Source organism: Roseibium sp. MB-4 (assembly GCF_053005265.1).
Map to the genome: position 1 here is coordinate 377,789 of NZ_JBRKQB010000001.1, position 22,559 is coordinate 400,347.

The 22,559-nt window shown below is 56.0% G+C and carries 22 protein-coding genes and 1 pseudogene; 8 read left to right on the top strand and 15 right to left on the bottom strand.

What is annotated here, in order from left to right:
- The first annotated feature begins 50 nt into the window (after positions 1-50).
- Both ACVDG4_RS01905 and ACVDG4_RS01910 read left to right on the top strand, forming a co-directional pair.
- A complete protein-coding gene (locus ACVDG4_RS01905; protein WP_447233822.1) occupies positions 51-1,487 on the top strand; it encodes a cryptochrome/photolyase family protein in 1,437 nt (478 codons plus the stop codon).
- A gap of 61 nt (positions 1,488-1,548) precedes the next feature.
- A complete protein-coding gene (locus tag ACVDG4_RS01910) occupies positions 1,549-1,911 on the top strand; it encodes a gamma-butyrobetaine hydroxylase family protein (protein ID WP_055671644.1) in 363 nt (120 codons plus the stop codon).
- 42 nt (positions 1,912-1,953) lie between these two features.
- Here the strand turns inward: ACVDG4_RS01910 and ACVDG4_RS01915 are convergent, their stop codons facing one another.
- The gene (locus tag ACVDG4_RS01915) at positions 1,954-2,913 is read right to left on the bottom strand and encodes an alpha/beta fold hydrolase (protein WP_447233823.1); all 960 of its coding nucleotides are present in this window, start codon (positions 2,911-2,913) and stop codon (positions 1,954-1,956) included.
- Positions 2,914-2,961: 48 nt separating this feature from the next.
- Positions 2,962-3,591, bottom strand: a complete 630-nt coding sequence (locus ACVDG4_RS01920) for a pyridoxamine 5'-phosphate oxidase family protein (RefSeq protein WP_133947051.1) — start codon at positions 3,589-3,591, stop codon at positions 2,962-2,964.
- 236 nt (positions 3,592-3,827) lie between these two features.
- Here ACVDG4_RS01920 and ACVDG4_RS01925 point away from each other — a divergent pair, with 236 nt between their 5' ends.
- Positions 3,828-4,394, top strand: coding sequence for a TetR/AcrR family transcriptional regulator (locus tag ACVDG4_RS01925; RefSeq protein WP_447233824.1), 567 nt, complete (start codon positions 3,828-3,830; stop codon positions 4,392-4,394).
- Positions 4,395-4,442: 48 nt separating this feature from the next.
- Here the strand turns inward: ACVDG4_RS01925 and ACVDG4_RS01930 are convergent, their stop codons facing one another.
- From ACVDG4_RS01930 to ACVDG4_RS01955, 6 genes are all read right to left on the bottom strand, one after another.
- Positions 4,443-5,036 carry a L,D-transpeptidase gene (locus ACVDG4_RS01930; protein ID WP_209175092.1) on the bottom strand — a complete coding sequence of 198 codons (594 nt, stop codon included), beginning with the start codon at positions 5,034-5,036 and terminating at the stop codon, positions 4,443-4,445.
- 301 nt (positions 5,037-5,337) lie between these two features.
- Positions 5,338-6,180, bottom strand: a complete 843-nt coding sequence (locus tag ACVDG4_RS01935) for an urea carboxylase-associated family protein (protein ID WP_447233825.1) — start codon at positions 6,178-6,180, stop codon at positions 5,338-5,340.
- 401 nt (positions 6,181-6,581) lie between these two features.
- Positions 6,582-7,670 carry a DUF389 domain-containing protein gene (locus ACVDG4_RS01940; RefSeq protein WP_447233826.1) on the bottom strand — a complete coding sequence of 363 codons (1,089 nt, stop codon included), beginning with the start codon at positions 7,668-7,670 and terminating at the stop codon, positions 6,582-6,584.
- 187 nt (positions 7,671-7,857) lie between these two features.
- Positions 7,858-8,448: a hypothetical protein gene (locus ACVDG4_RS01945; protein WP_447233827.1), complete on the bottom strand. Its 591-nt coding sequence runs from the start codon at positions 8,446-8,448 to the stop codon at positions 7,858-7,860.
- Between the two features lie 404 nt (positions 8,449-8,852).
- Positions 8,853-9,158 (bottom strand): hypothetical protein, encoded by a 306-nt coding sequence (locus ACVDG4_RS01950; RefSeq protein WP_447233828.1) that lies wholly within the window; start codon positions 9,156-9,158, stop codon positions 8,853-8,855.
- 134 nt (positions 9,159-9,292) lie between these two features.
- Positions 9,293-10,930 (bottom strand): fumarate hydratase, encoded by a 1,638-nt coding sequence (locus ACVDG4_RS01955; protein WP_447233829.1) that lies wholly within the window; start codon positions 10,928-10,930, stop codon positions 9,293-9,295.
- A 234-nt stretch (positions 10,931-11,164) separates the two neighbouring features.
- Here ACVDG4_RS01955 and ACVDG4_RS01960 point away from each other — a divergent pair, with 234 nt between their 5' ends.
- Positions 11,165-11,791, top strand: a complete 627-nt coding sequence (locus ACVDG4_RS01960) for a LysE family translocator (RefSeq protein WP_447233830.1) — start codon at positions 11,165-11,167, stop codon at positions 11,789-11,791.
- A 24-nt stretch (positions 11,792-11,815) separates the two neighbouring features.
- Here the strand turns inward: ACVDG4_RS01960 and ACVDG4_RS01965 are convergent, their stop codons facing one another.
- The 3 genes from ACVDG4_RS01965 to ACVDG4_RS01975 are packed head-to-tail and all read right to left on the bottom strand — an operon-like array spanning position 11,816 to position 13,619.
- A complete protein-coding gene (locus tag ACVDG4_RS01965; protein ID WP_447233831.1) occupies positions 11,816-12,370 on the bottom strand; it encodes a YceI family protein in 555 nt (184 codons plus the stop codon).
- Entirely contained in the window at positions 12,367-12,978 is a 612-nt protein-coding gene (locus tag ACVDG4_RS01970) for a cytochrome b (protein WP_306148530.1), read from the bottom strand. The genes ACVDG4_RS01965 and ACVDG4_RS01970 overlap by 4 nt, the downstream gene beginning before the upstream one ends.
- A 56-nt stretch (positions 12,979-13,034) precedes the next feature.
- Positions 13,035-13,619: a YceI family protein gene (locus ACVDG4_RS01975; RefSeq protein WP_209175099.1), complete on the bottom strand. Its 585-nt coding sequence runs from the start codon at positions 13,617-13,619 to the stop codon at positions 13,035-13,037.
- A 389-nt stretch (positions 13,620-14,008) separates the two neighbouring features.
- On the opposite strand from ACVDG4_RS01975, the gene ACVDG4_RS01980 reads away from it, so the two are divergent.
- The 3 genes and pseudogenes from ACVDG4_RS01980 to ACVDG4_RS01990 form a co-directional block, all read left to right on the top strand.
- The gene (locus ACVDG4_RS01980; protein WP_447233832.1) at positions 14,009-14,731 is read left to right on the top strand and encodes a glycerophosphodiester phosphodiesterase; all 723 of its coding nucleotides are present in this window, start codon (positions 14,009-14,011) and stop codon (positions 14,729-14,731) included.
- Positions 14,732-14,781: 50 nt separating this feature from the next.
- On the top strand, positions 14,782-15,945 hold the full coding sequence (locus ACVDG4_RS01985) for an MFS transporter (RefSeq protein WP_447233833.1): 1,164 nt from the start codon (positions 14,782-14,784) through the stop codon (positions 15,943-15,945).
- Between the two features lie 495 nt (positions 15,946-16,440).
- Positions 16,441-16,662, top strand: a pseudogene (locus tag ACVDG4_RS01990) (FecR domain-containing protein); the annotation flags it as partial.
- Positions 16,663-16,766: 104 nt separating this feature from the next.
- Here the strand turns inward: ACVDG4_RS01990 and ACVDG4_RS01995 are convergent.
- Positions 16,767-16,916, bottom strand: a complete 150-nt coding sequence (locus ACVDG4_RS01995) for a hypothetical protein (RefSeq protein WP_306156133.1) — start codon at positions 16,914-16,916, stop codon at positions 16,767-16,769.
- Positions 16,917-16,935: 19 nt separating this feature from the next.
- Positions 16,936-17,559 (bottom strand): hypothetical protein, encoded by a 624-nt coding sequence (locus tag ACVDG4_RS02000; protein ID WP_447235111.1) that lies wholly within the window; start codon positions 17,557-17,559, stop codon positions 16,936-16,938.
- Positions 17,560-17,674: 115 nt separating this feature from the next.
- Here ACVDG4_RS02000 and ACVDG4_RS02005 point away from each other — a divergent pair, with 115 nt between their 5' ends.
- A complete protein-coding gene (locus ACVDG4_RS02005; protein WP_447233834.1) occupies positions 17,675-20,452 on the top strand; it encodes an EAL domain-containing protein in 2,778 nt (925 codons plus the stop codon).
- Between the two features lie 6 nt (positions 20,453-20,458).
- Here ACVDG4_RS02005 and ACVDG4_RS02010 read toward each other — a convergent pair whose 3' ends face one another.
- Both ACVDG4_RS02010 and ACVDG4_RS02015 read right to left on the bottom strand, forming a co-directional pair.
- Positions 20,459-21,916 carry an NAD-dependent succinate-semialdehyde dehydrogenase gene (locus ACVDG4_RS02010; RefSeq protein WP_447233835.1) on the bottom strand — a complete coding sequence of 486 codons (1,458 nt, stop codon included), beginning with the start codon at positions 21,914-21,916 and terminating at the stop codon, positions 20,459-20,461.
- A gap of 185 nt (positions 21,917-22,101) precedes the next feature.
- Entirely contained in the window at positions 22,102-22,545 is a 444-nt protein-coding gene (locus ACVDG4_RS02015; protein ID WP_133947066.1) for a helix-turn-helix domain-containing protein, read from the bottom strand.
- Positions 22,546-22,559: the final 14 nt, after the last annotated feature.

Here is a 22,559-nt window from a genome sequence, read left to right on the forward strand (position 1 = left end):
GATCTGAAGAGGGGCGACCGCGTAGGAAAGAGACACACTTAAGAGGCGTTATGACTACAATCGTTTGGTTCCGGCAGGACTTGCGTGTTTCGGACAATCCGGCCCTTCATGAAGCGACTCGGCGCGGCCCGGTGTTGCCGGTCTATATTCTTGAAACACCGGATCAATCTGGCGATGGCCATCCGTTGGGCGGCGCCAGCCGGTGGTGGCTGCATCACAGCCTGGCAGCGCTGAAGGAGGACCTCCCGGGCCTCGTCTTTCTGCGCGGCAGCGCGCGGCATCTGATTCCGGAACTCGTTCAGGAGACCGGCGCAGATGCTGTGTACTGGAACCGTTGTTATGAGCCGCATGCCATCGAACGCGACAGTGCGCTGAAAGAGGCCCTGAAAACGGACCTGATCGATGCCAAGAGTTTTAAGGCCTCCCTGCTGTTTGAGCCCTGGGATGTCGAAACGAAGACCGGTGGCCCCTACAAAGTCTATTCGCCATTCTGGAAGGCGGCTCAACAAATCAGCGTGCCGGATCCCTTGCCGGCCCCAGAGGAGATTGACTTCGCCGCCTACGACAAGGGCGATGGCTTATCCGATCTGGAGTTGCTGCCGACCAAGCCGAACTGGGCCGAAGGCTGGGAAGACATCTGGCGGCCTGGGGAAGCCGGCGCCAAAGACCGTCTGATCGAATTTCTGGATCACGGATTATCCGGCTATGGCGACAAGCGCAACCGGCCGGACTTGCCCAACGTCTCACGTTTGTCGCCGCACCTTCATTTTGGAGATATCTCGCCGAGGCAGGTGTGGTCGGCAACGCAGCATGCAACGGATCGTAAACCCAGCCTTGCCAGCGACGGGCACAAATTCCTTTCGGAGATCGCCTGGCGCGAGTTTTCCTATCATCTCCTCTATCATTTCCCGCAATTGCCGGAGAAAAACTGGCGACCTGCTTTCGACGCATACCCTTGGCGGGAGAGTGCGGAGGATCTCACAAAATGGCAAAAGGGATTGACCGGGTATCCGATGGTGGATGCCGGGATGCGCGAACTCTGGCACACGGGCTACATGCACAATCGTGTGCGAATGCTGGCTGGCAGTTTTCTGGTCAAGCATCTCCGTCTCCACTGGAAGCACGGAGAGACCTGGTTCCGCGATACGTTGGTCGATGCGGATCTTGCCAACAACTCGGCAAGCTGGCAGTGGGTGGCCGGATCTGGGGCAGATGCGGCACCATATTTCCGGATCTTCAATCCGATTTCGCAGGGACCGAAATTCGATCCGGATGGCAAATACGTGCGCCGCTGGGTTCCGGAGTTGGCAAAGCTGCCGACAAAACACCTGTTTTCGCCCTTCGAGGCCCCGGCCAGTGTCCTGCGGGAGGCAGGCATCAGGCTCGGAGAGACATACCCGTATCCGATTGTGGATCACGGCAAGGCCCGCCAAGCTGCGCTCGACGGTTATGAGGATGTGAAATCAGCGGGACAAGATGCAGCTTGACCCGTTGTTTTTGCCCGGTATCGTCGCGCCACCAAATTCAGCCTAACCGGACACATACAAAATGACCGACTCTTCTGCTCCCTGGCCAACCGAACTCAGGGTTTCCAAGGATCGCAAAACGCTGACTGTTGCTTTCAACGACGGGGAGCAACACGAGTTGAGCGCGGAATATCTGCGGGTGTGTTCACCGTCGGCGGAGGTAAAGGGTCACGCTCCCTCGCAAAAGAAAACCGTCCCGGGCAAGAAAAACGTCGGGATCATGAAGATTGATCCGGTCGGCAACTACGCCGTCCGCATTCATTTCGACGACCTGCACAATTCCGGAATTTTCAGCTGGACCTATCTTTTGGAACTGGCAACGGACCGGTCAAAGCACTGGGGCGGGTATTTGCAGGAACTCGGTGAGAAGGGCCTCAGCCGGTAAAGTGATGGGCGGCGCGGTTTTCACCGCGCCGCCGCCGTTTGGTTACGGGGTGACTTCGCGTTTCAAGAAATCCCGAATTTCCTCGGCTATGAACGCGCCGTCTTCTTCAAGGGCAAAGTGCCCGGTATTCAGAAGATGGAACTCGACGTTGGTCAGATCCTGCCGATAGGGGTGAGCGCCTTCCGCCGGGAAAATCTGATCATTCTTGCCCCAGACCACGAGGGCAGGCGGCTGATGCTCGCGGAACAAAGCCTGCCATTCCGGATAGAGCGTCAGGTTGGTCCGGTAATCATAGAACAGCTCCAGTTGAACCTCGGCATTTCCGGGACGATCCAAAAGGTATTGAACGTGCCAGTAATTGTCCGGGCTGATGGCGTCCGGGTTACGGGTTCCGTGGGTGAATTGCCATTTGGTGCCTTCGATCCCGAGGAACGCGCGCAGAGGCGCTGCATTTTCCTCTGACGGATCTGCCCAATAGGCCCGAATTGGATCCCAGAACTCCGGCAGTCCCTCTTCATAGGCGTTGCCATTTTGGATGATAAAACCCGTGACCTTTTCCGGCGCATCGGCGAACAGGCGGTACCCAACCGGCGCGCCATAGTCCATCAGGTATAGCGCAAAATTCTCAATGTTCTTGCGCTCCAAGAGTTCTTCGATCGTACCGGCCAGGTTGTCGAACGTGTAATCATAGGTCTCAGCGGACGGCATGTCGGATGCGCCGAATCCCTGAAAGTCAGGTGCGATCACGTGATAGTCCGCGGCAAGGTCTGGAATCAGGTTGCGGAACATGTGCGACGAGGTCGGAAAGCCGTGCAGCAGCAGCACAGTCGGATTGGCCGGGTCTCCGGCTTCCCGATAAGCAATCCGCAACCCGTCAATCGTTTCGTATCCAAACTTGGTCCCAAACGTGGAGGCGCGCTCTGAGGCGTTGGATGACGCAATTGGTGTGATCAAGGCCGCTGCCAACAAGGCAGCCGAAAGGGTTCTGGTAATCAGCGACATGGGAAGTCTCCTATTGTGGTGGGTCGCCGGAAACTGCCGGCATCAGGTTTAGGGTGCGGGTTTCAGGAAGTCTTTCAGGTCCGCGTTTTCCGCTTCGAGCTCTGAAATGCGGTTTTGAAGAGCCAGAATGTCCGGGGCGAGTTCTTCCAGCGTGTAGCGCTTTGGAATGTGCTGCGGACAGTTCCAGTCGAGGGCTTCGATCGTCAGGACGACGGCGCGTTCAGGCAGGCCGCGATATCCGTCTTCGCGCAAGGTTGCGATTAGGTTCGGATCGTCCTTGGCATCAATCTGCCGGGCCCGCGCCCAGACTTTCAGACGGCGACGGTTTGGGTAATCCATCAGGATGAGGGATACACGGTCATTTTCTTTGAGGTTTCCGGAGCTGATGTACTGCCGGTTGCCGCGAAAGTCCGCATAGGCCAGCGTCTTTTCATCCAGAACCTTCAAGAACCCGCGTGGTCCGCCGCGAAACTGAACGTAGGGCCAGCCGGTCTCGGAAACGGTTGCCTGATAGAAGCCATCGCGTTCGGAGATGAAGGCAGCTTCTGCTGGGCCCAGCCGATCGCCGCTGTCTGCCTCCGGAAGATCGAGCGGGGCGTAAGCCTCCCTGGAACCTTCTTCCGTTTGCCGCGCCCGAACAGCCGGGGTGAAGGCAATGGTTGATAATGCGCGTGCCATGACGTGTCTCCAATCAGATATTGTACCGATCTGTTCACTTTGATGGATTGTATATGTACAGATCTGTTCATTTAATCAAGAAGATTCAGACATATTTTTTGAGCTGGCGCGCTTTGAAATTCATCGAAAATCAAATAAATGTCTGTAATTAATAGATAAAAATGTGTTCCGAAAAATTCGATTGAATGCAAAATCAATCTTAATATATATACAGATCAGTACACATAGGAGTGAGCATGCGCCCGAGTAAACGCGATGAACTGGTCCATAAAGCCCAAGAGATTTTCGATCGGGATGGATTTCAGGCGACCGGTATGGATGCGCTTGTGGCTGAGACCGGTATCAGCAAGACAACGATGTTCAAGCACTTCCGCAACAAGGATGAACTGATCCTGGCGACTTTGCGGCTGCGGGATGAGACGTTCCGCAACTGGATGCACCGGAAACTTGACCGGTTCTCAGGAGCGCCAGATCAGCAACTCCTGGCGGTTTTCGATCTGTTGCAGGAATGGTTCGACCAGCCGGATTTTCATGGCTGCTTGTTCATCAAGGCAGCCTCGGAGTTCTCTGACGGTGAAGCGGCGATCCCGGCGCAGGCCCGCGAACACAAACGGCTCTTGCTGAACGACTTGATTGGTTTGGCCAAGGCTGCCGGTGCAGATCTGCCGGACCAGTTGGGACGCCAGTTGATGCTTTTGATCGAGGGCGCAATCGTTGCAGCGCGCATGGGATACTCCCAAACACCGGCCCGCGATGCATATGCGGCTGCGTCGGTGCTGATCGGACAAGCCATTGGCAAATAAAAAAGGCCAGGATGTCCCGGCCTTTCTTTGATGCATGCGGCTAACGGATCAGCGCTTCACGACGATTTTCGCGCCGACATCCACACTCTTGTAAAGATGGATGACGTCTTCATTTGCCATCCGGATGCAGCCGGAAGAGACCGCTGAGCCGATCGTCCACGGTTCCGTGGTGCCGTGGATGCGGTACAAGGTGTTGCCGATGTAAAGCGCACGTGCGCCCATCGGGTTGTTCGGGCCGCCTTTCATGTGCGCCGGAAGGATCCGGCCCTTGGCACGCTCCCGCGCCCGCATTTGCGCCGGCGGTGTCCAGCTCGGCCATTCAGCCTTGCGGGTTACGCGGTGTGTCCCGGCCCACTGGAAGCCTTCCTTGCCGACACCCACGCCGTATTTCATGGCACGGCCATTGTCCAGGATGTGATAAAGGCGGCGCTCGGACGTGTCGATGACGATCGTGCCCGGGCTGTAAGGACCGTCATAACGCACGCGTTTGCGCTTGATCGGGGACGGCCCGCCTGGATGATATTTCATGGTAAGCCAGCGTTTGCTCACCGGATCGAAGTACGTTCCTTGCGCACTGGCCGGGGTTTCGAACATGATCGCGCTGATCGCGATTGCCAAAACCAAATAAAAAAGTTTTCTCATAACATTTCCCCGTAAGCACCCAGCCTCCTGACGGAGAGGCGAATCCATGTCTTCAAGATAAAAAGACGTCCTTGCCGTACCGTTAACACTATTGGCGTAATCGAGGCGCGTCTTCCATCTCACGTATCTGTGATCGACCTATATCGGCCGATATTTGTGCCTCATCAGCAACAATTCATGCACGTCAGTACAGTCAAAACCGACGGCACACGCATAAGTTAGTCTTTGCAGTCACTCTTTTTGGTGATCCGGAACACACTTTGCCGCCGCTTTTCTAAAATTTCCAATCAATTCCCATGCGTCAGAGCCCGTGGCTGCGATCATACGGATTGATATCTGGCGATTGCCATCCATTCAGACGGCCATCCTGCGGCTTGAAGACCTCCATGAGCATTGGATGACAGGGCGCTGTATCGCTGGAATGCTCAGATCCGCAATCTCCGCCAGGACAGGCGCTCATGACGGCGAGCAATCCGATTTCGGCGAAGAGCTCCAGATAATCGCCCGGCCGCACAGGGCTGGCCTTCATGAAATACTGACCGGTATCGCGCGTAAAACCGGTGCACATGAAGACATTCAGGACATCATGCACATGTTGTTCCGCGTCTTCCAGGCTCATGCCTTTGGTCTGTGCAAGCGCACGGGTCAAATTGGAATGGCAGCAATGATGATAGTCGGGACCGCCAAGCGCACGGCCGGTATACGGGTCGCAGCGGGTGCCGATGACGTCGTGCACCGAGCCGCCGAATTCATCGATGCCATACCAGTCGAGGGTATCGGTGGTGACCGTTGCCAGCGGCCGCAGGGTCGGGAAGTTCGACCAGAGACGATTGCCGGTGGTCACATGCGTGCCATGGAGAGCCCGGGTCTTGCCGGAGTAAAACCGCTCCGTGAGATCTGCGCTGTTGAAGAGATTGAGGTCACCTACCTGCGGGCCCTCAATCGAAGTGATCTTCAAGAAACATCCAGCCGGGACTTCAATGCTCGCCGCTTCCCGTGGCGGCACCGTGACCTCGCCGATCTTTTCAGCCCCTTCGCGCGCCTTTGCATAGAGCGGCAGGTTAGGGGACGGCAGGGTATCGTTCGGATAACAAATCACCGGGCGGATCGCGCGGCGGTCTGCAGCATCAACGGGTTGGGTCATCGGTGCGTCCAGCAAGGTTTGGCGATGAACGAGTTGTGGCTGGGGCCGGTCCGCGATGCAAGACCGGTTGGCAGAGAAAACGACCTGTCTCCTGTCAAAACTGTAATGATCCGGTGGGTCTTATTCGGCCCGGATGTGACGACCATCACGTCGTGAGGCGCACGCCTTGGATAGTCTCGTTTCAGTTGAACGGAAGATCCTTGGGAGGACATCATGGCACAGTACGGCGGAAGAAGAACATCTCACATTCGTCAGATGTGCGTGGCGCTGAAACCGTTAAAGCGGACGGACGCCGAAACTTCAGGTGAGACGTTGAAATCCGACACTGAAGATCAGGATTGATGGTTTTGCTGTGCCGGGCGGGTTAGTCGGGTCATGCGTGTGGTTATGGCGCGGAAACATCAACTCCCGCGGCCGAGTGCGCGTAGGCGCATGACATCTATGGCGCCGATGTCGACCTCTATAAGAACGTCTTCGCCAATGTCCTTTGCCAGCTGGGCACTGAAACGTTCCAAATCCTCTTGTGCTTGCGCCAGTTTTTGGCGGTCGGCCAGAAGGTCGACCCGGATGAACAAATGGTCGTTGCGATAGCCGACATTGACCGTTTGGATCCGCACTTCGGTGCCTTTGGAACCAAAGGTGGGTTCCCGTTCCAGATTTTTGATCACCAGCCGCAAAAGACGGTTTTTGACATAGATTTCGTGCAAGGCAGTGTTGAGCGGAGGCACAAGGAAATAGCCGCCAAGCGAAGCAACGATCAGTAAGGCGAGACCCTTCTTCCACTGGCCATAGTTCTGCAACAGAAACACCAGCGCGGCGACGATAATGATGCCAGCAAGGTTCGTTAAGAACAGCAGAGCCCCTCCAGCTGCGACATCGATGCCCGCATCCTGCAAACCGAACTCGTCGAGACGCAGACCGATCTCAGAGCTTGCCTTGCTGCCCAATGCCAGTCCAATTCCGGCAACAGCAAGGGGAGGGACAAGGGCAACCGCGATCGCGACCCCGGCAATGGAGTCGGCGATGCTGGGCCGGGTTTGCGCATAGGCGCCAGCGCAGCCGGCAGCGAGGGCAACGGCGAGATCAATCATCGACGGGCTGGTTCTTGCCAGAATCTCCGGTCCTACGATCCGGGCGCCAATGGCCATCACTCCGATATACCCGATCGTCACCACACACACCGTTCCAGCCAGAACGGTGACAGCCGAGCGTCTGATCAGCGCCCAGTCGTAGGTCGCTATGCCAAATGCGAGGCTCAGAATGGGCGCCATCAAGGGCGCAATGATCATTGCTCCAATCACTGTTGCGGTGCTGTTGGCAACCAGGCCCAACGTTGCCAGGACCGCGCTTAAGGAGAGCATCAGATAGAAAGGGAAAGTGGCGACGGAGAACCGCTCCATGCGGGCCGCGAGCTCTTTTCCGTCCGTTTTTTCAGATGGCTCCGCATCTGGGCGGGGGCGGAACCACAATGCGTAAATCGGTCGTCGCACGGCGCACCTCATCGATCGCAATCTGACGTAGGATGCGTCGATGAATGGCGGTTCTCAATCCTGTGAAATTTACGCTTAACCGATCCGAAGTAGGCGTGTCACATTGTGCAAGCTTCCTTGGTAAATACATGGATAGTGGCCTGTACCTAACACTCAGAAGGCGCGTTTTCCCGTTCTTGGAGGCCGATCAGTCTGCCGGCTCTTTCTTGGTGACTTTGAACCAAAGGACGGCCACGGCGACCCCGGCGCCGCCGAACTTGGCCATTGTCTCCAACAACTGTGTCGTCAGCGGCTCGTCTTTTCCGATGTCGGTGCGCAATCCGAACATGCCGGACCAGTCATAGCCCGCAATGTCCAAAAGGCTCTGTTCCCTGGTGATCATAAAATAGACAAGTCCGGCGATCATTCCGGCAATCGGCACCAGTGGATACTTCGCCTGGATCGCGCGCTTCCTCTTTTCCTTTTCACCCTGCATGCCACGTTGCAGTCCCTTGAACTGCAGAAACAGGATGAAACCGACGAAGGTCATCATCGGAACCAACATCAGCAGTGTTATGGTGCTAAACTCGCCAACAGCGAAAAGTGTGGTCGCTATGACCGCCAGCGTAATTCCCGCAGCAGCATAGGCCGGCCAGGGCGTGTCCGTTGCAAAGCGCACAAGGACAGGATCTTCATAGCTATCGACCGCATCGTGGATTGGACGGCGGGGCAGGGACCGTCCCCGCTCTTGCGGGACAAAACTGTGTTCGCGCTTTCCAAAGGATTTCTGCTGCCGCATTCCCGATCCTCCGCATGTCAGAATTGCTGAGAAGATAGAGAATACAACTTAAAATAGGCTTTCAGATTGCCCTAAATGCTTAGGGAGATGGCCCGGTAACGGAGACTTGGTCTTTTGGCGCAATAACTCCCGGAATGCTGTTCAATACGTGGCCGTCCCGGCCTTTGAGCCGGGACCTTTCGCAACACGATTGTGGTCCCGGGTCGAGCCCGGGACGGCGGGGCGGCAAGTCGAAAATGTGTAGCGAAACCTGCAGCTTCTCCTATGTCATCACCGGGCTTGACCCGGTGATCCATGCCGTTTCCTTTTCACTCGATCAGCATGGGTGCGAAACATCGGCACGGCATGGGAGGCTCCGCACCCGTAGCGGGGACAGGATTTCTGCTACTCAATTCCGCGTCTTATCACGGATCTCGACGAACACTTTTATCGAGCAGATTTCTCTGGGTCGCAATGCGATCCATTTTCTTGTCGGCGCGAAAATCGGACTTCAGACCGAGCACAAGTCCAACCGATAGGAGAACTCCAACAATACGAAACAGCCAAAGGGCACCTGTAACACCAAGTAGCTCTACGGCCCATTGAGCCCGATAATCGGCTCGGATCGTGTCTGCGCCGACGAAGATCAGGCCGAAAACGCATAGTGAAAGCAAACAGAATCCGATGAGTTTGTGGCGGTTATGTCTTTTGAAAAGGGAAAGACCAAACACTCAAAGCTCCGAGTGATTTATTTGTTTCGTCTCTAAGGTGACAATCAGAGGTTTAAAGAGCACGAAGCCCGCAAGTATGGGTGCTTGCGGGCTTTGCTGGAGCAATATGGATTTTGCCGGAGCCCGGCCAAAACTCACCCCAAATTCAGTTCCTTGAAAAAGTCATTGCCCTTGTCGTCGACGACGATGAAGGCGGGGAAATCTTCGACTTCGATCTTCCAGACCGCTTCCATGCCGAGTTCCTCGAATTCAACGACCTCGACCTTCTTGATGCAGTCCTGGGCAAGCCGGGCAGCCGGGCCGCCGATGGAGCCGAGATAAAAGCCGCCATGGGCCTGGCAGGCGCGGCGGACTTGGGCGGAGCGGTTGCCCTTGGCCAACATCACCATCGAGCCGCCGGCTGCCTGGAACTGATCGACATAGGCGTCCATGCGTCCGGCCGTTGTCGGCCCGAAGGAACCGGAGGGCATTCCGTCCGGGGTCTTGGCAGGGCCTGCGTAATAGACCGGGTGGTTCTTGATGTAGTCGGGCAGGGGCTCACCGGCTTCCAGCCGTTCGCGCAGTTTGGCGTGGGCCGCGTCCCGCGCAACAATCAGTGTTCCGGTCAGGGAGAGGCGGGTCTTGATCGGATGTTTTGTGAGTTCCCCGAGGATCTCGGACATCGGCTTCGTCAGGTCGATCTCGACGACGTCACCACCCAAGTGTTCATCGGTGATTTCCGGCAGATATTTTTCCGGATGCATCTCCAGCTGTTCCAGGAAAATACCGTCCTTGGTGATCTTGCCGACAGCTTGACGGTCGGCGGAGCAGGACACGGCCAGACCGATCGGCAGGGAGGCACCATGGCGTGGCAGGCGGATCACGCGGACATCATGGCAGAAGTATTTGCCGCCGAACTGTGCGCCAACGCCGGTTGCCTGGGTCAGCTTGTGGATCTCTTCTTCCATCGCCAGATCACGGAACGCGTGCCCGGCTTCCGAGCCTTCGGTCGGCAGGTTGTCCAGATAACGGGCGGAAGCGTATTTGGCCGTCTTCAGGTTCATTTCCGCCGACGTGCCGCCGATAACGATCGCCAGGTGATAGGGCGGACAGGCGGCTGTTCCGAGCGTCAGGATCTTTTCCTTCAGGAAGTCGATCATGCGATCGTGGGTCAGGAGTGATGGCGTTCCCTGGAACAGGAAGGTCTTGTTCGCAGACCCACCGCCCTTGGCCATGAACAGGAACTTGTAGGCGTCCTCGCCCTCCGAATAGAGTTCGATCTGCGCCGGCATGTTGTTCTTGGTGTTTTTCTCCTCGAACATGGAAATCGGCGCGAGCTGCGAATAGCGCAGGTTCTTCTTGTAATACGCATCGCGCGCACCTTCCCCGAGCGATGCATCGTCGCCGCCGGAGGTCCACACCCGCCGGCCCTTCTTGCCCATGATGATCGCAGTGCCGGTGTCCTGGCACATCGGCAGAACGCCGTGGGAGGCGATGTTGGCGTTCTTCAAAAGATCAAAGGCGACGAACTTGTCGTTTTCAGTGGCTTCCGGATCGTTCAGGATCTTCTGCAGCTGTTCGAGGTGTCCGGGCCGCAAAAAGTGATTGATGTCCTTGAAGGCCTCTTCGGCCAGAAGGCGCAGGCCTTCCGGCTCGACGACCAAAACTTCTTCGCCGTTGAATTCGGCTGTTTTGACGTGGTCAGAGGTCAGCTTGCGATAGGGCGTTGTGTCTTCGCCTTGCGGGAAGAGGGCGCTGTGCTGATAGTCTGGCGGGGTGACGGGCGCGTTCATGCAAAAAGCCTTCCTGATCTGGCTAGGCGCTGACGGATCAGCCCCTGGCAAAAGGTCTGTGGCGTGTTCTTAAGCAAAATGTTGGAAGAGTCCAAGCCGACATAAGGTGCAATCGATCTGGTTTTCGAATTTCGGCGCATAGCCGTTGAGCTTGTTGAGCGCTTGTGAAACAGTGCGATCAGAAAATTCGTCCGATCTGATCGTTTTCATTTAGCTATTATCTTTGGGGGACTTATGGACCTGTCGTTTTGGGCCCTGTTCGCACTGACAGTCTTCACCGCCTCGATGGTGCCAGGCCCCAGCACATTAATCGCATTTACCCACGGTGCGCGTTATGGATGGAAACAGGTGCTTGCGACCGCACTTGGAAATATGAGTGCGTCCGTGGTGCAGGCCATCTTGGCCTGTGCCGGTCTTGGCATCGTGCTTGCCAAATCGGCTGTCTTGTTCATGGTCATCAAATATGCTGGTGCCGCATATCTTGTTTATCTTGGCTTTTCGATGTGGCGCAGCGCTTCCAACGGGCTCAATATCGGCGGAGACAAACGGTCAGAAGCGGATACGACCGGGCGCCTTTATCGGAGTGGATTTCTCGTCGCTGCCGCAAACCCCAAGGCAGTTGTGTTTTTCACTGCTTTGTTTCCCCAGTTTCTCGATCCTTCGGGAACAGCTGTCACTCAGCTGACCGGGATGGTTGTTCTGATCGCGCTGGTGTCGTTCTCGGTCGCTATGATTTACGGCTTCGTTGGAAGCCGTTTGAGCGTTCTTCACCTGTCGCGACGGTTTATGGGTCGGATGCACAAAGCGATTGGTGGTTTGTTCGTTGCAAGCGGCATCGGTTTGGCAGCCTCGCGCGGTTGAAGACCGCGCGAGATCCGAAAAAAGCTAGCGGGTCGCCGTCAGGTTGAGCGTGACGGTGACAGCGTCGCCGACGGTGTCTGTTCCGACACCGGATCCGAGGCCGTATTCAAGACGGTTTAAAGTCGCCATGCCACTGGCTGTGGCAGTGTCACCATTGATCGCCAGCGTAAAGTCCAGGACGAGCGGCATGGACACACCTTTGATCGTGAGCGTTCCGTTTGCCCGGTAACTGTCGCCTTCCACCCGTTCGACACTGTCTGCGGTGAAGGTCGCGTCCGGGAACGCGGCGGTGTCAAACCAATCGCCATTCGGCAGGGTCCCGTCAAATTGGGCGTTGCCGGTGGAGGCGCTGGCCGGACGGATCGTGGCCGAAATATCGGCGTTTTCCGGCGCGTCCGGGTCAAACTCGATGGATGCGTCCCAGGAGGTAAACCGTCCTGTCAAAGCGCTGCTGCCCTGCTGGACTTGGAACCCAAGTGTGCTCTGCGCCGGATCTACAGTCCATGTCGCGGCAAGTGCGGGCTGCACGGTCAGGAAAGACAAGGTGCAGCTGAGGAGTGCAAGTGATTTCAGTGTCATGCTTTGGCTTTCTCAGAATGTGATTCAAGCGCGTTTTGAGCTGGCTTGGTTGATGTCATCCGCTTCAAGGTGTCGTCCTTGGCAATGAAGTGGTGCTTCAGTGCGGCGGCGATGTGAACAACCACCAAGGCGATCAACAGATACGCACCATATTCATGGAGGATCATGAAAAAGGCTTCGGCCTGTTCTTTTGTTCCAAGGGCCTCCGGATAGGGCAGGTGTGGGATCGGCAGAACGTTAAAGACCACCGTCGGGATGCCCCAGGGGGACGCGGACACCATGAACCAGCCTGTGATCGGCATTGCGAAGATCAGGACGTAGAGCCCGATATGACCGAGATGAGCTGCGAGTTTTTCAAGAGCCGGCATGTCGGACGGCAGTTTCGGTGAAGGGTTTGTCAGACGCCAAACCAGCCTGAAGGCCGCAAGCGCCAATACAACAAAGCCGAAGGACTTGTGCAGCTGGTACAGCTGAAAAAGGTTCGGGTCGGTCTGCGGCAGCTGCTTGAGATAAAGTCCGAAGGCGAGCATGCCGATTATCAGCAGGGCCATGGTCCAGTGAAAGAAAATGGCTATCCGGCCATAACCGGTTGGCGTATTGCGATACATGGCAGTTTCCTTCGGCAAACGGGAAGCCTTAACAAGGCTCCCCGCATCTTCGCAGATTAGTTTGTTGCGGCAGTCGTAAGCGTTTCGGTGTGAAACGTGATCGTGACCTCGTCACCTACATAGGGCACGAACATGTCCATGCCGTAGTCAGATCGTTTGATTACGGTGTTTACGGCAAAACCAACCGATTCCTTCTTCGCCATTGGATGCTCACCCATTGCCTTGACATCAACGGTCAGGGTCGCCGGCTTCGTGATGCCTTTGATGGTGAGATCTCCGGTGACTTCAAGCTGCTTCTCGCCGGTTTGTTCAACGCTTGTGCTCTTGAAGGTAGCTTCCGGGAACTTCTCAGCGTCAAAGAAGTCGGCGCTCAGGAGGTGCTTGTCGCGATCTGCCCAGAATGTATCGAGGCTGCCGATCTGAATGGTGAACTCGATTGAGGAATTGGCCGGGGTTTCCTTGTCGATTAACAGGGTGCCATCCCAGTCGCCAAAACGGCCATCGGTGGTGGAGTAACCAAGGTGATCATACGTGAAGGACAGGTTGGAGTGGGACTTGTCGAAGTCGAACGCAACCGGTTCAGCGACAGCAGCGCCAGCGAGAACGGACAGGGCGAAGGCAGATGTAGCAAGACGGATCATTTTGGAACCTCATCAATAAGACTGTTGAAGACGTTCCATGGGGAACGCTGTTCCATCACATAAGCTGTATTTCAAAAGCTGCAATTTGACTGACTGTTTATTGAGGGTGAACAATTTGTCATAATTCCGCTGGATGGTTCGGAAAAACGACTCGGCGAGTTATCGAGAAGAATGGAAGTTTCTGCGGGGTCTACAACTGCGCTAGGCAACAGTTGATAGTGACCAAAGCGGCCGCTTTTGACCTTGAAACAATCTGTAGTTTGATGAACGTGATATATGTCATGAAGGCATCAAAGTCTTCAGGCATTCCTTTCGTGTCTCGGTCGCTCGAGCTTCGTTTCCCTTCAACATTGCTGGTGCTTTGACCCCGAACCTTCTGGAGCATATCCGTGAACCGTGCAGCTATTGTTTGCCATCGTGGCCTCAGCCTTAAAGCCCCGGAAAACACTCTGGCGTCTCTGGAAAAAGCGATCGAAGCAGGCGCGGAAGTGGTCGAGCTCGATGTCCGTCCATCCCGCGACGGTGTCCTCTACGTCTTTCACGATGACACGCTGGATAGAACGACGAACGGCTCGGGCCGGTTTGCCGACAAACTCTCATCTGAGATCGACCGACTTGATGCAGGTTCCTGGTTTTCAAAAGAGTTTTCCGGCGAACGTGTGCCGCGGTTTGATGCATTCCTGAAGGCGTGCCGGGAGCGGATTTCGGTCTATGCTGAGATCAAAGAAGGAGACCCGGCGAAGGTCAGAGACATGCTCCAGGCTAACGGTCTCCTGGAAACAGCCTGGACGTTCTCCTTTGACCAGGCCATTCGCGCCAAGGCACGGGCCCGTGTTCCTGATCTCCGGCTCATGGTCTTGTTTGATCATGTCGGCTCGGTTGAAAGGGCGGTCGCGCAAGGCGCGGCAATTTTGGAGTTTCAAGCGCACAACCTGGACCCTGATCTGGCCGCTTCAGCAAGGGATGCTGGGCTCACCACGCAGCTCTTTTATGACGGTGATGATCGCGACGTGTTCGAACTGGCGGTCAAGTGCGGCATCCAGCAAATGAACATTGACCATGTCGACGTTTTCCGCTCTGTTGAAAACGAAATTCTGACCCCGGCGACCTAGGATTTTTGATCACGAGCCGGGCCCTGCAAAACACAAAAGGACTACGACCGGTGACGGGTCATGATGCTGCCTTGAGCCTCAACCGGTTCGAAACGCGGCTTGCAACACGGCTGGTGTTTTTCATTGGTGGACTGACCATGGGCGCCTGGTCACCGCTGATCCCGTTCGCACAACAAAGGCTTGGCGTTGATGATGCCGGGCTTGGTCTTTTGCTCTTGTGCCTCGGTATTGGCTCGGTTCTTTTCATGCCGCTTGCCGGACCTCTATGCGCCGCATTTGGAAGCCGTCGAGTGATCGTCGGGTCCGGGATCGGTTTGATTGCCGGATTTCCGGCTCTTGGGTATGCAGAGACAATCCCGCTCATGGCTATCGCGGTTTTCCTGTTCGGGAGCTTCCTCGGTGTCATGGAAGTCGGCATGAATTCCCATGCGGTGGATGTTGAAAGCGGATCGGATAAACCGCTGATGTCGGGGTTCCATGCCCAGTTCAGCATCGGCGGGTTTGCCGGGGCAGGGGGTGTCACGCTTTTCTTGACGCTCGGCCTGTCACCGTTCGCATCTGCTGGCTTGATTGCGCTGTCAAGCCTCTTGCTGCTGATTTTAGCGGCCCCCCGGCTGCTCCCAAATCGCACGGGCGGTTCTTCAACGGGCGGGGCTTTCCCGAAAAGCGTTGTCCTGCTTCTGGCACTCCTCATTGCCATCACGTTTTTGACCGAAGGAGCTGTTCTGGACTGGAGCGCTGCGCTGATCACAGATCAGGGGCTGGTGGACATTGCCCAGGGCGGTATTGGCTTCATGTGTTTTTCAATCACGATGACGATCGGTCGTTTGCTGGGCGACCGGGTGGTTGCCAGGTTCGGCCCGAAAAATATCCTGCTTTGGGGCGGAGTGATCACCATTGCCGGTATTCTGCTCGTTGCAACGGCGAGCAACCTGGCTGTGTCGCTGATCGGATTTGCGGCAATCGGGGCCGGGGTCTGCAATATTGTCCCGGTGCTCTTCAGCTTAACAGGGCGGCAAAAGGTCATGCCGCAAGGCGCCGCGATTGCAGCGGTCGCAACAGCCGGGTATGGCGGAATATTATTGGGGCCTGCGGTGATCGGTTTCGTTGCGGACGGGATCGGCTTGCCCGTGACGTTCGCCGGGCTTTCTCTGCTTATGGTAATCGTAGCGTTAAGTGCTAGTGTTGCCGTTCAAGGTTCACAGGCTGAATAAAACTGTTGTTTTGATTGTCGTTAGACAGCATCGAAGCCGGGATTTGCCTGTCTTATCAATTCCTCAACGCAGGTGACCGTCAGTTGGAAATAGTTGCGATAGTCTTGGCCCTTATCGCTGTGGTAGTATGAGTATGTCATCGGGGTTCAACTTATGTTCCGCGCCCTGTTTGCTGGCCTTCACCTAACGTTAAAATTGTCAATGTTATAAGGCGCTTCAATAATCATCTAAAATACGGTGTCTGGCGTGGTTTCCATTCGGTCAATAGACGTGTCTACGGTGTTTTATAAGCTCCTTGTTATAAAACCATTTGGCAGACCGGTTGGGTTCAACGTATTCGCTTTTTTTCTCTGCAGTTTCGCGGTCCTGTCTAGCGTCGGTGAAGCGCGCGCTGAGTGGGTCGTCAAGCGTGTGTCTGGGGTCGTTTATTTTGTTGCGCCAGAGGTCAAAGCGTTCCGCGTTCAACGCGGTATGGTGTTTCAACCAGGTTACACCATGGCAACGCGTTCCGGCGCGCGGGCGCTGATCGCGCGCGGCGCAGAGACCATCTCGGTTGGCCCGAATGCCAAGTTTGCTCTTTCAAAGTATCGGAGCAACAATCGCAAGACCACGCTGCTTCAGCGCTCTGGCCGCCTGACCGTCGATGTTCAAAAGCGTGGGCGTCCGCATTTTACAGTCGAAACCCCTTTTCTCGCCGCTGTTGTCAAAGGAACGCGGTTTGGTGTTTCCGTGAACAGCCGCGAAGCGCGGGTTTCTGTTGAACGTGGCCTTGTTGAGGTCTCCGATTTGGCGACCGGCCAAACCGCTTCGCTGGGACCAGGTCAAAGTGCCTCAAGTGCGCCCGGCAGCCGGTCGGGCTTGTCGGTGTCCGGTGTGAATGCGCCCTCTGTGTCACCGGGCGCTGCAAGGGCTCCGGCTTTTGCCACTCCGTCAATCGGAAATGTTCCGAGCCAGTCTACGAACACCTCCAATCAAGGCGTTTCGGGAGGCTCAACAAACAGCCAGGGGCAGAATGCTGGTGGCAACTCGGGTGGCGCCGGTAATGGGAGCGCGGGCAGTTCTTCCGGGAGCGGCGAATCTTCTGGCAATAATGGGAATGGCAACGGAAACGGCAACGGCAATTCCGGCAACAACGGAAACGGCAACGGCAATTCCGGCAACAACGGAAACGGCAACGGCAATTCCGGCAACAACGGAAATGGCAACGGCAATTCTGGCAGTAACGGAAACGGCAACGGCAATTCCGGTAACAACGGAAATGGCAACGGCAATTCCGGTAACAACGGAAATGGCAACGGCAATTCCGGTAACAACGGAAATGGCAACGGCAATTCCGGTAACAACGGAAATGGCAACGGCAATTCCGGTAACAACGGGAATGGCAACGGCAATTCCGGTAACAACGGAAATGGCAACGGCAATTCCGGTAACAACGGAAATGGCAACGGCAATTCCGGCAACAACGGGAATGGCAACGGCAATTCCGGCAACAACGGAAACGGCAACGGCAATTCCGGCAACAACGGAAACGGCAACGGCAATTCCGGCAACAACGGAAATGGCAACGGGAACGGCAACGGTGGAGCTGATACAGGCGGTCGTTTGTAACGCCATTGGTGTTTGCGTACTCAAGCTATCGGTTGGGGAGCCGAAACTTGATGCCAAAGCGTCCTGATGGGATGCAAGCCGGAGTGTATCGAACATTTAGAGGTGGGATTGGGCGGGCAAAGTGCGATTAGGAGCAATTTCGGCTGACTTAAAGAGATTTCTTGCAGCGATCGTGTTTGCAGGCCTGATGGGGGCAGGTCTTTTGGCGCTGCAAGCTGTCCGCGTTACGGACGGGCTTGACCGGATGCTATGGGAACACCGGTTCACAGCGTCCGAGCGTCCGGTCACAGGAGATTTGCTCTTTGTCGATATTGACGCGCGGTCGCTCGAGCAACTTGGCGTATGGCCAATACCGCGGCGAACCTACGCGGATCTGATCGACAATCTGTCCGAAGCTGGCGTCACTGAAATCGTTTTTGATATCGATTTCAGTTCGGTCTCAACTCCAGAAGATGATGCGATTTTTGCGGCGTCCATTGAGCGTGCAGGAAACGTCAGTCTTGCAGCTTTCCGCCAGGCGGCAACCGGTGCAGAGGACGAATCCGAAGAAATTCTCAACCAACCAATAGCGGAATTTTTGGAATTCGCCTGGCCCGTCGTTGTGATGGTGCCGGTGGAGGCCGACAGCCGGATTTGGCGAAACATCTACGGATTTGAACTAAACGGCGTTGAGGAGCTGTCCGCCGCCGCCTATCTCGGCGGCCATACCGGCGCAACCTCAGGGGCCTTTTGGCTGGATTACAGCATCGCCATTGATCAGATGCCCCGGGTATCCATGATTGATGTGCTTGAAGGAGACGTCGCCAATACGACCGTCTTTGGGAAAAAGGTCATCATCGGAGCAAGCGCTCAGGAACTGCGGGACCTGTTTCCAACACCAGTATACGGCATCCTTCCTGGCGCCATGATTCAGGCCCTTGGGGCTGAAACCCTCATGCAGGACCGGGCGTTGATTATCCGTGGCGCAATGCCTGCCGTTTTATCGGTTCTTCTTCTGTTTGTGCTGCTCGCAACAACGAAAAGAACAGGCCTCAGCACGAAACTGGCCGTGCTGGTCGGCTTTATGTTGCTCTTGGAGCTTGCCGGGTATTTTGCCCTTCAAGAACGTCCAGTGCTGATCTCAACGGCGTCCGCGCAAGTGCTGCTTGTCGCCTCTGCGATTGTCATCATTTTCCAGGAACTCGGCCTCAGGAAACTGATCTCTCAGCTCTACCAGATCAGCCAGCGCAATACGGTCCGAATGCTGGGACAGGTCTTTGACGACAGTTTTGATGCCATCGTTGTGATTGATCGGTCGGAGAAGATTACAGCGTCGAGTGAGGTCGCGCGTCAGCTCTTTGGTCTGAACGCCGTTCCGAACGAATCTGGCCGCGACGCACTGCCAGTTGAACTGGTGGATGATGCCGTTGCGGTGTTATCCGACACAACAGAGGGCAAACCTGAACCCAAACTCCTCAAGATGACTGGGGAAGATGGTCAGCTGCGCGTTATTGAGTATGTGGTAACGCGCTCTGAAAAAACAGTAACCAGCAAAAAAGGGAAACACGCGCGGGAAAATGAGGCGCTGGCGTGTCTGACCTGCCGGGATATTACCGAGGAATACGAAGCCAACAAAAGGCTGGCTTATCTTGCAAAGTTCGATCCTGTCACGGGGTTGTTCAACCGCAATGGCTTCGAAGACGAGATGCCGGCGACCGTTGAAAGAGCTGGATTTGATGGGCAAGTCCTGTGTCTTGTTCAGTTCTCGATTTCCAACCTTGACCAGATCATCGCCTCACTGGGATTTTCCTACGGGGATTTGTTGCGAAAAGCGGTTGCGGACCGCGTGACCCAGCATTTTGGCACGGAAGTGACTTGGGCGGCGCTTACGGCCGATGTATTTGCCGCAGCCTACATTTCGGAAGAAGGGGAGGTCTGCGCTGAACGGTTCCTTGAGACGGTGCAACAAGTCGTTGGCAAAGACTACATGATCGAGGGATCCCGGATCTCTGTCCGGCTGGATTTCGGATACATCGTCGACCACTACGCGTCCGAAATAGACGAGCTTCTGAAAAAATCCGGCAACGCATTGGCCTTGTCGCGAAGAAGCGCTCAGCTGGCCTGCGTGGCTTTCCGCCCGGAAATGAATGACACGTTGCAACGGCGCCGGAGCCTGGAAACAGAGCTCTTCAAGTCGATTTCACGGAACGAACTCCGGATGGTTTACCAGCCGCTGATTGATCTGCGGAGCCGGGAAATTATTGGCGTGGAAGCACTGCTTCGCTGGCGGCATGGAGAATTGGGTGAAATCTCACCCGTGGAATTCATTCCGATATCGGAGGAAAACGGGTTTATCGTCGAATTGGGAGCCTGGACCTTGCATCGGTCAATGGAAGAGGTCGGTCAATGGAACAGCAACATCAATCTTTCGGTCAATGTGTCCGCCCTCCAGTTTTCGCGGGGCGATATCGTCGCCACCGTCGAAGATGCGCTCAAGGCCACAAAATTTCCGGCCGACCGGTTCGATCTGGAAATCACAGAATCGCTGTTTATTGACGAGACCATTGATGTGCGGTCCAGCATGCAGGAGCTCGCCGAGCTGGGGTGCTGCTTCTCTCTGGATGATTTTGGCACGGGATATTCGTCGCTGGCCTATCTCCAGAACTATCCATTTTCCAAGATCAAGTTGGACCGGATGTTCATATCGAAGGTGACAACCAACAAGAAGGACGTCGCCCTCATTGAAGCGGTCCTACATATGGCCAAGGCCTTTGGCATGGAAACAGTCATGGAGGGCATTGAAACCGAGGAACAGACTGAAACGCTCCTCGGTCTCGGGTGCCGTGTCGGACAAGGCTATCTTTTCGGGCGCCCTATGAGCGCTGCGGACCTTGCGCAGCTTCTTCGCAGGTCCGCCTAACCGCTTTTAGAGGCCGAGGCCGCCGAGGCAGCTGTATTTGATGTTCAGATAGTCATCGAGGCCATATTTGGAGCCTTCATTGCCGATGCCACTATCCTTGACGCCGCCGAAAGGTGCAACTTCAGTTGTGATAACGCCTTCGTTTATGCCGACAAGGCCATACTGCAGAGCTTCCATAACGCGGAAGGTCCGGCCGAGATCCTGGGTGTAGAAGTAGCAGGCCAGGCCGTATTCGGTGTCGTTTGCCCAACCGATTGCATCTTCTTCGGTTTCGAATTTGAAGAGCGCTGCCAAGGGGCCGAAAGTCTCTTCGTTGGCGACTTTCATGTCCGCGGTTGCTCCGACAATCAGTGTCGGCTCGTAGAAAGTGCCCGGACCGTCGCTGCGCTTGCCGCCGGAGATCAGCTCACCGCCTTTTGCAAGAGCGTCGGCCACATGGTCGGCCACCTTTTCAAGAGCTGCTTCATTGATCAACGGACCTTGTGTGCTGCCATCTTCCAGACCATTGCCGGGTTTGAGTTGCGCGGCGATCGCATCTTTCAGTTTGGCTGCGAAGGCATCGTAAACACCGGCTTGCACGTAGATCCGGTTGGCGCAGACACATGTTTGGCCGGAATTGCGGAATTTCGAGGCGATTGCGCCCTCAACGGCCTTGTCCAGATCCGCATCGTCGAACACGATGAACGGCGCGTTGCCGCCAAGCTCCATGGAGATCTTCTTCATGTTCTTGCCCGCGTTCCCGGCCAGCAGTTTGCCGACGCGGGTCGAGCCGGTGAAGGTGATCTTCCTCAAGAGCGGGTTTTCACACATTTCTTCGCCAATCGCCGGAGCGTCGCCAGTGACGATGTTGACCACACCGGCAGGAATACCGGCTTTTTCTGCAAGAATGCCGTAAATCAGAGCGGAGTAGGGTGTGAATTCAGCCGGTTTCATCACCATGGTGCAACCTGCTGCAAGGGCCGCGCCGAGCTTTCGGGCAATCATGGAATTCGGGAAGTTCCATGGCGTGATCGCGCCGACAACGCCGACAGGCTCTTTGGTCACCAGGATGCGACGGTCCGGCCACGGAGACGGAATTGTGTCGCCATAGACCCGTTTGCCTTCTTCGGCAAAGAACCGGATGTATTTCACACCAAGAGCGATTTCGCCTTTGGCCTCGGCGAGCGGTTTGCCCATTTCTGTGGTGAGCAATACGGCCAAGTCGTCGATCACCGCCATGATCTCATCGCAGAGCTTGTGCATGAGCGTGGCACGGGCTTCTGCGGTCAAGGCCTTCCAGGCCGGCATGGCCTTGTGGGCCGCATCGATTGCGCATTTTGTCTCCTCCCGGCCGCAGACCGGAATGGTGCCGATCACATCTCCGGTTGCCGGGTTGGTCACTTCCATTGTTTGGCCGCTGTCGGCATCCACCCAGGACCCGTCGATGTAGACTTGCTGTTTCAAGAGCGCCGGATTGAGAGACATAGAGAACTCCGTGACATAGGTGCAGGAACCGGGCGAGTGCCGGTCTGAGTTGTTCAAGTGATAGGCGGATCACCAAGGGTCTGGCAAGGCAAAACACTGTTGCAACAGTTCACCGCCCAAACGCGGCGTGGCCGTGTCTGAGCGGTGAACGAAGAAGCGTTGAACGGATCGGGGATTGCGCTGGATCAGCTGCCGCCAAGCCGGCTTTGCAGGGTTGCGATCTCATCGGCAAGGGACTGGGCCTGCTTCTGGATGCGATCAAGGGCGACCCGCATGCTGTCGAGATCTGCGGTGGTGTCTTCTGCAACAGGCGGCGACCCGCGTCCGACAAGAAGCCAGGTCGGGCTGACGTTCAAAAGGCCTGCCAGCAGGATGAGTTTGTTGGACCGCGGTTCGGAGCGGTCGCTTTCCCAGCTTTGCAATGTAGAGGTTTTGATGCCGAGGCGGCGCGCGAGCTGAGCGGTGGACAGTCCGGCAATATCCCGTGCCTTACAAATCCGTTCTCCCAGGGTGTAGTCGCTGCTGCTGTTCGACATGTAGTTGGCTCCGGTGTCCGCAGGTGCGCCGATAGCCGGATAAACGGTCTGATCGTCTTCCTGCGGAACTTCAATTTTCTTTAGATTGGTCATGGGCCGGACCCTCG

Coding starts and splice junctions, on each gene's coding strand:
- ACVDG4_RS01955 (WP_447233829.1), bottom strand. CDS start 10,930: ATGAACGCGCCCGTCACCCCGCCAGACTATCAGCACAGCGCCCTCTTC.
- ACVDG4_RS01925 (WP_447233824.1), top strand. CDS start 3,828: ATGCGCCCGAGTAAACGCGATGAACTGGTCCATAAAGCCCAAGAGATT.
- ACVDG4_RS01905 (WP_447233822.1), top strand. CDS start 51: ATGACTACAATCGTTTGGTTCCGGCAGGACTTGCGTGTTTCGGACAAT.
- ACVDG4_RS01975 (WP_209175099.1), bottom strand. CDS start 13,619: ATGATCCGTCTTGCTACATCTGCCTTCGCCCTGTCCGTTCTCGCTGGC.
- ACVDG4_RS01935 (WP_447233825.1), bottom strand. CDS start 6,180: ATGACCCAACCCGTTGATGCTGCAGACCGCCGCGCGATCCGCCCGGTG.
- ACVDG4_RS01960 (WP_447233830.1), top strand. CDS start 11,165: ATGGACCTGTCGTTTTGGGCCCTGTTCGCACTGACAGTCTTCACCGCC.
- ACVDG4_RS02000 (WP_447235111.1), bottom strand. CDS start 17,559: ATGGCGTTACAAACGACCGCCTGTATCAGCTCCACCGTTGCCGTTCCC.
- ACVDG4_RS01915 (WP_447233823.1), bottom strand. CDS start 2,913: ATGTCGCTGATTACCAGAACCCTTTCGGCTGCCTTGTTGGCAGCGGCC.
- ACVDG4_RS01945 (WP_447233827.1), bottom strand. CDS start 8,448: ATGCGGCAGCAGAAATCCTTTGGAAAGCGCGAACACAGTTTTGTCCCG.
- ACVDG4_RS01910 (WP_055671644.1), top strand. CDS start 1,549: ATGACCGACTCTTCTGCTCCCTGGCCAACCGAACTCAGGGTTTCCAAG.
- ACVDG4_RS01965 (WP_447233831.1), bottom strand. CDS start 12,370: ATGACACTGAAATCACTTGCACTCCTCAGCTGCACCTTGTCTTTCCTG.
- ACVDG4_RS02015 (WP_133947066.1), bottom strand. CDS start 22,545: ATGACCAATCTAAAGAAAATTGAAGTTCCGCAGGAAGACGATCAGACC.
- ACVDG4_RS02010 (WP_447233835.1), bottom strand. CDS start 21,916: ATGTCTCTCAATCCGGCGCTCTTGAAACAGCAAGTCTACATCGACGGG.
- ACVDG4_RS01920 (WP_133947051.1), bottom strand. CDS start 3,591: ATGGCACGCGCATTATCAACCATTGCCTTCACCCCGGCTGTTCGGGCG.
- ACVDG4_RS01970 (WP_306148530.1), bottom strand. CDS start 12,978: ATGTATCGCAATACGCCAACCGGTTATGGCCGGATAGCCATTTTCTTT.
- ACVDG4_RS01930 (WP_209175092.1), bottom strand. CDS start 5,036: ATGAGAAAACTTTTTTATTTGGTTTTGGCAATCGCGATCAGCGCGATC.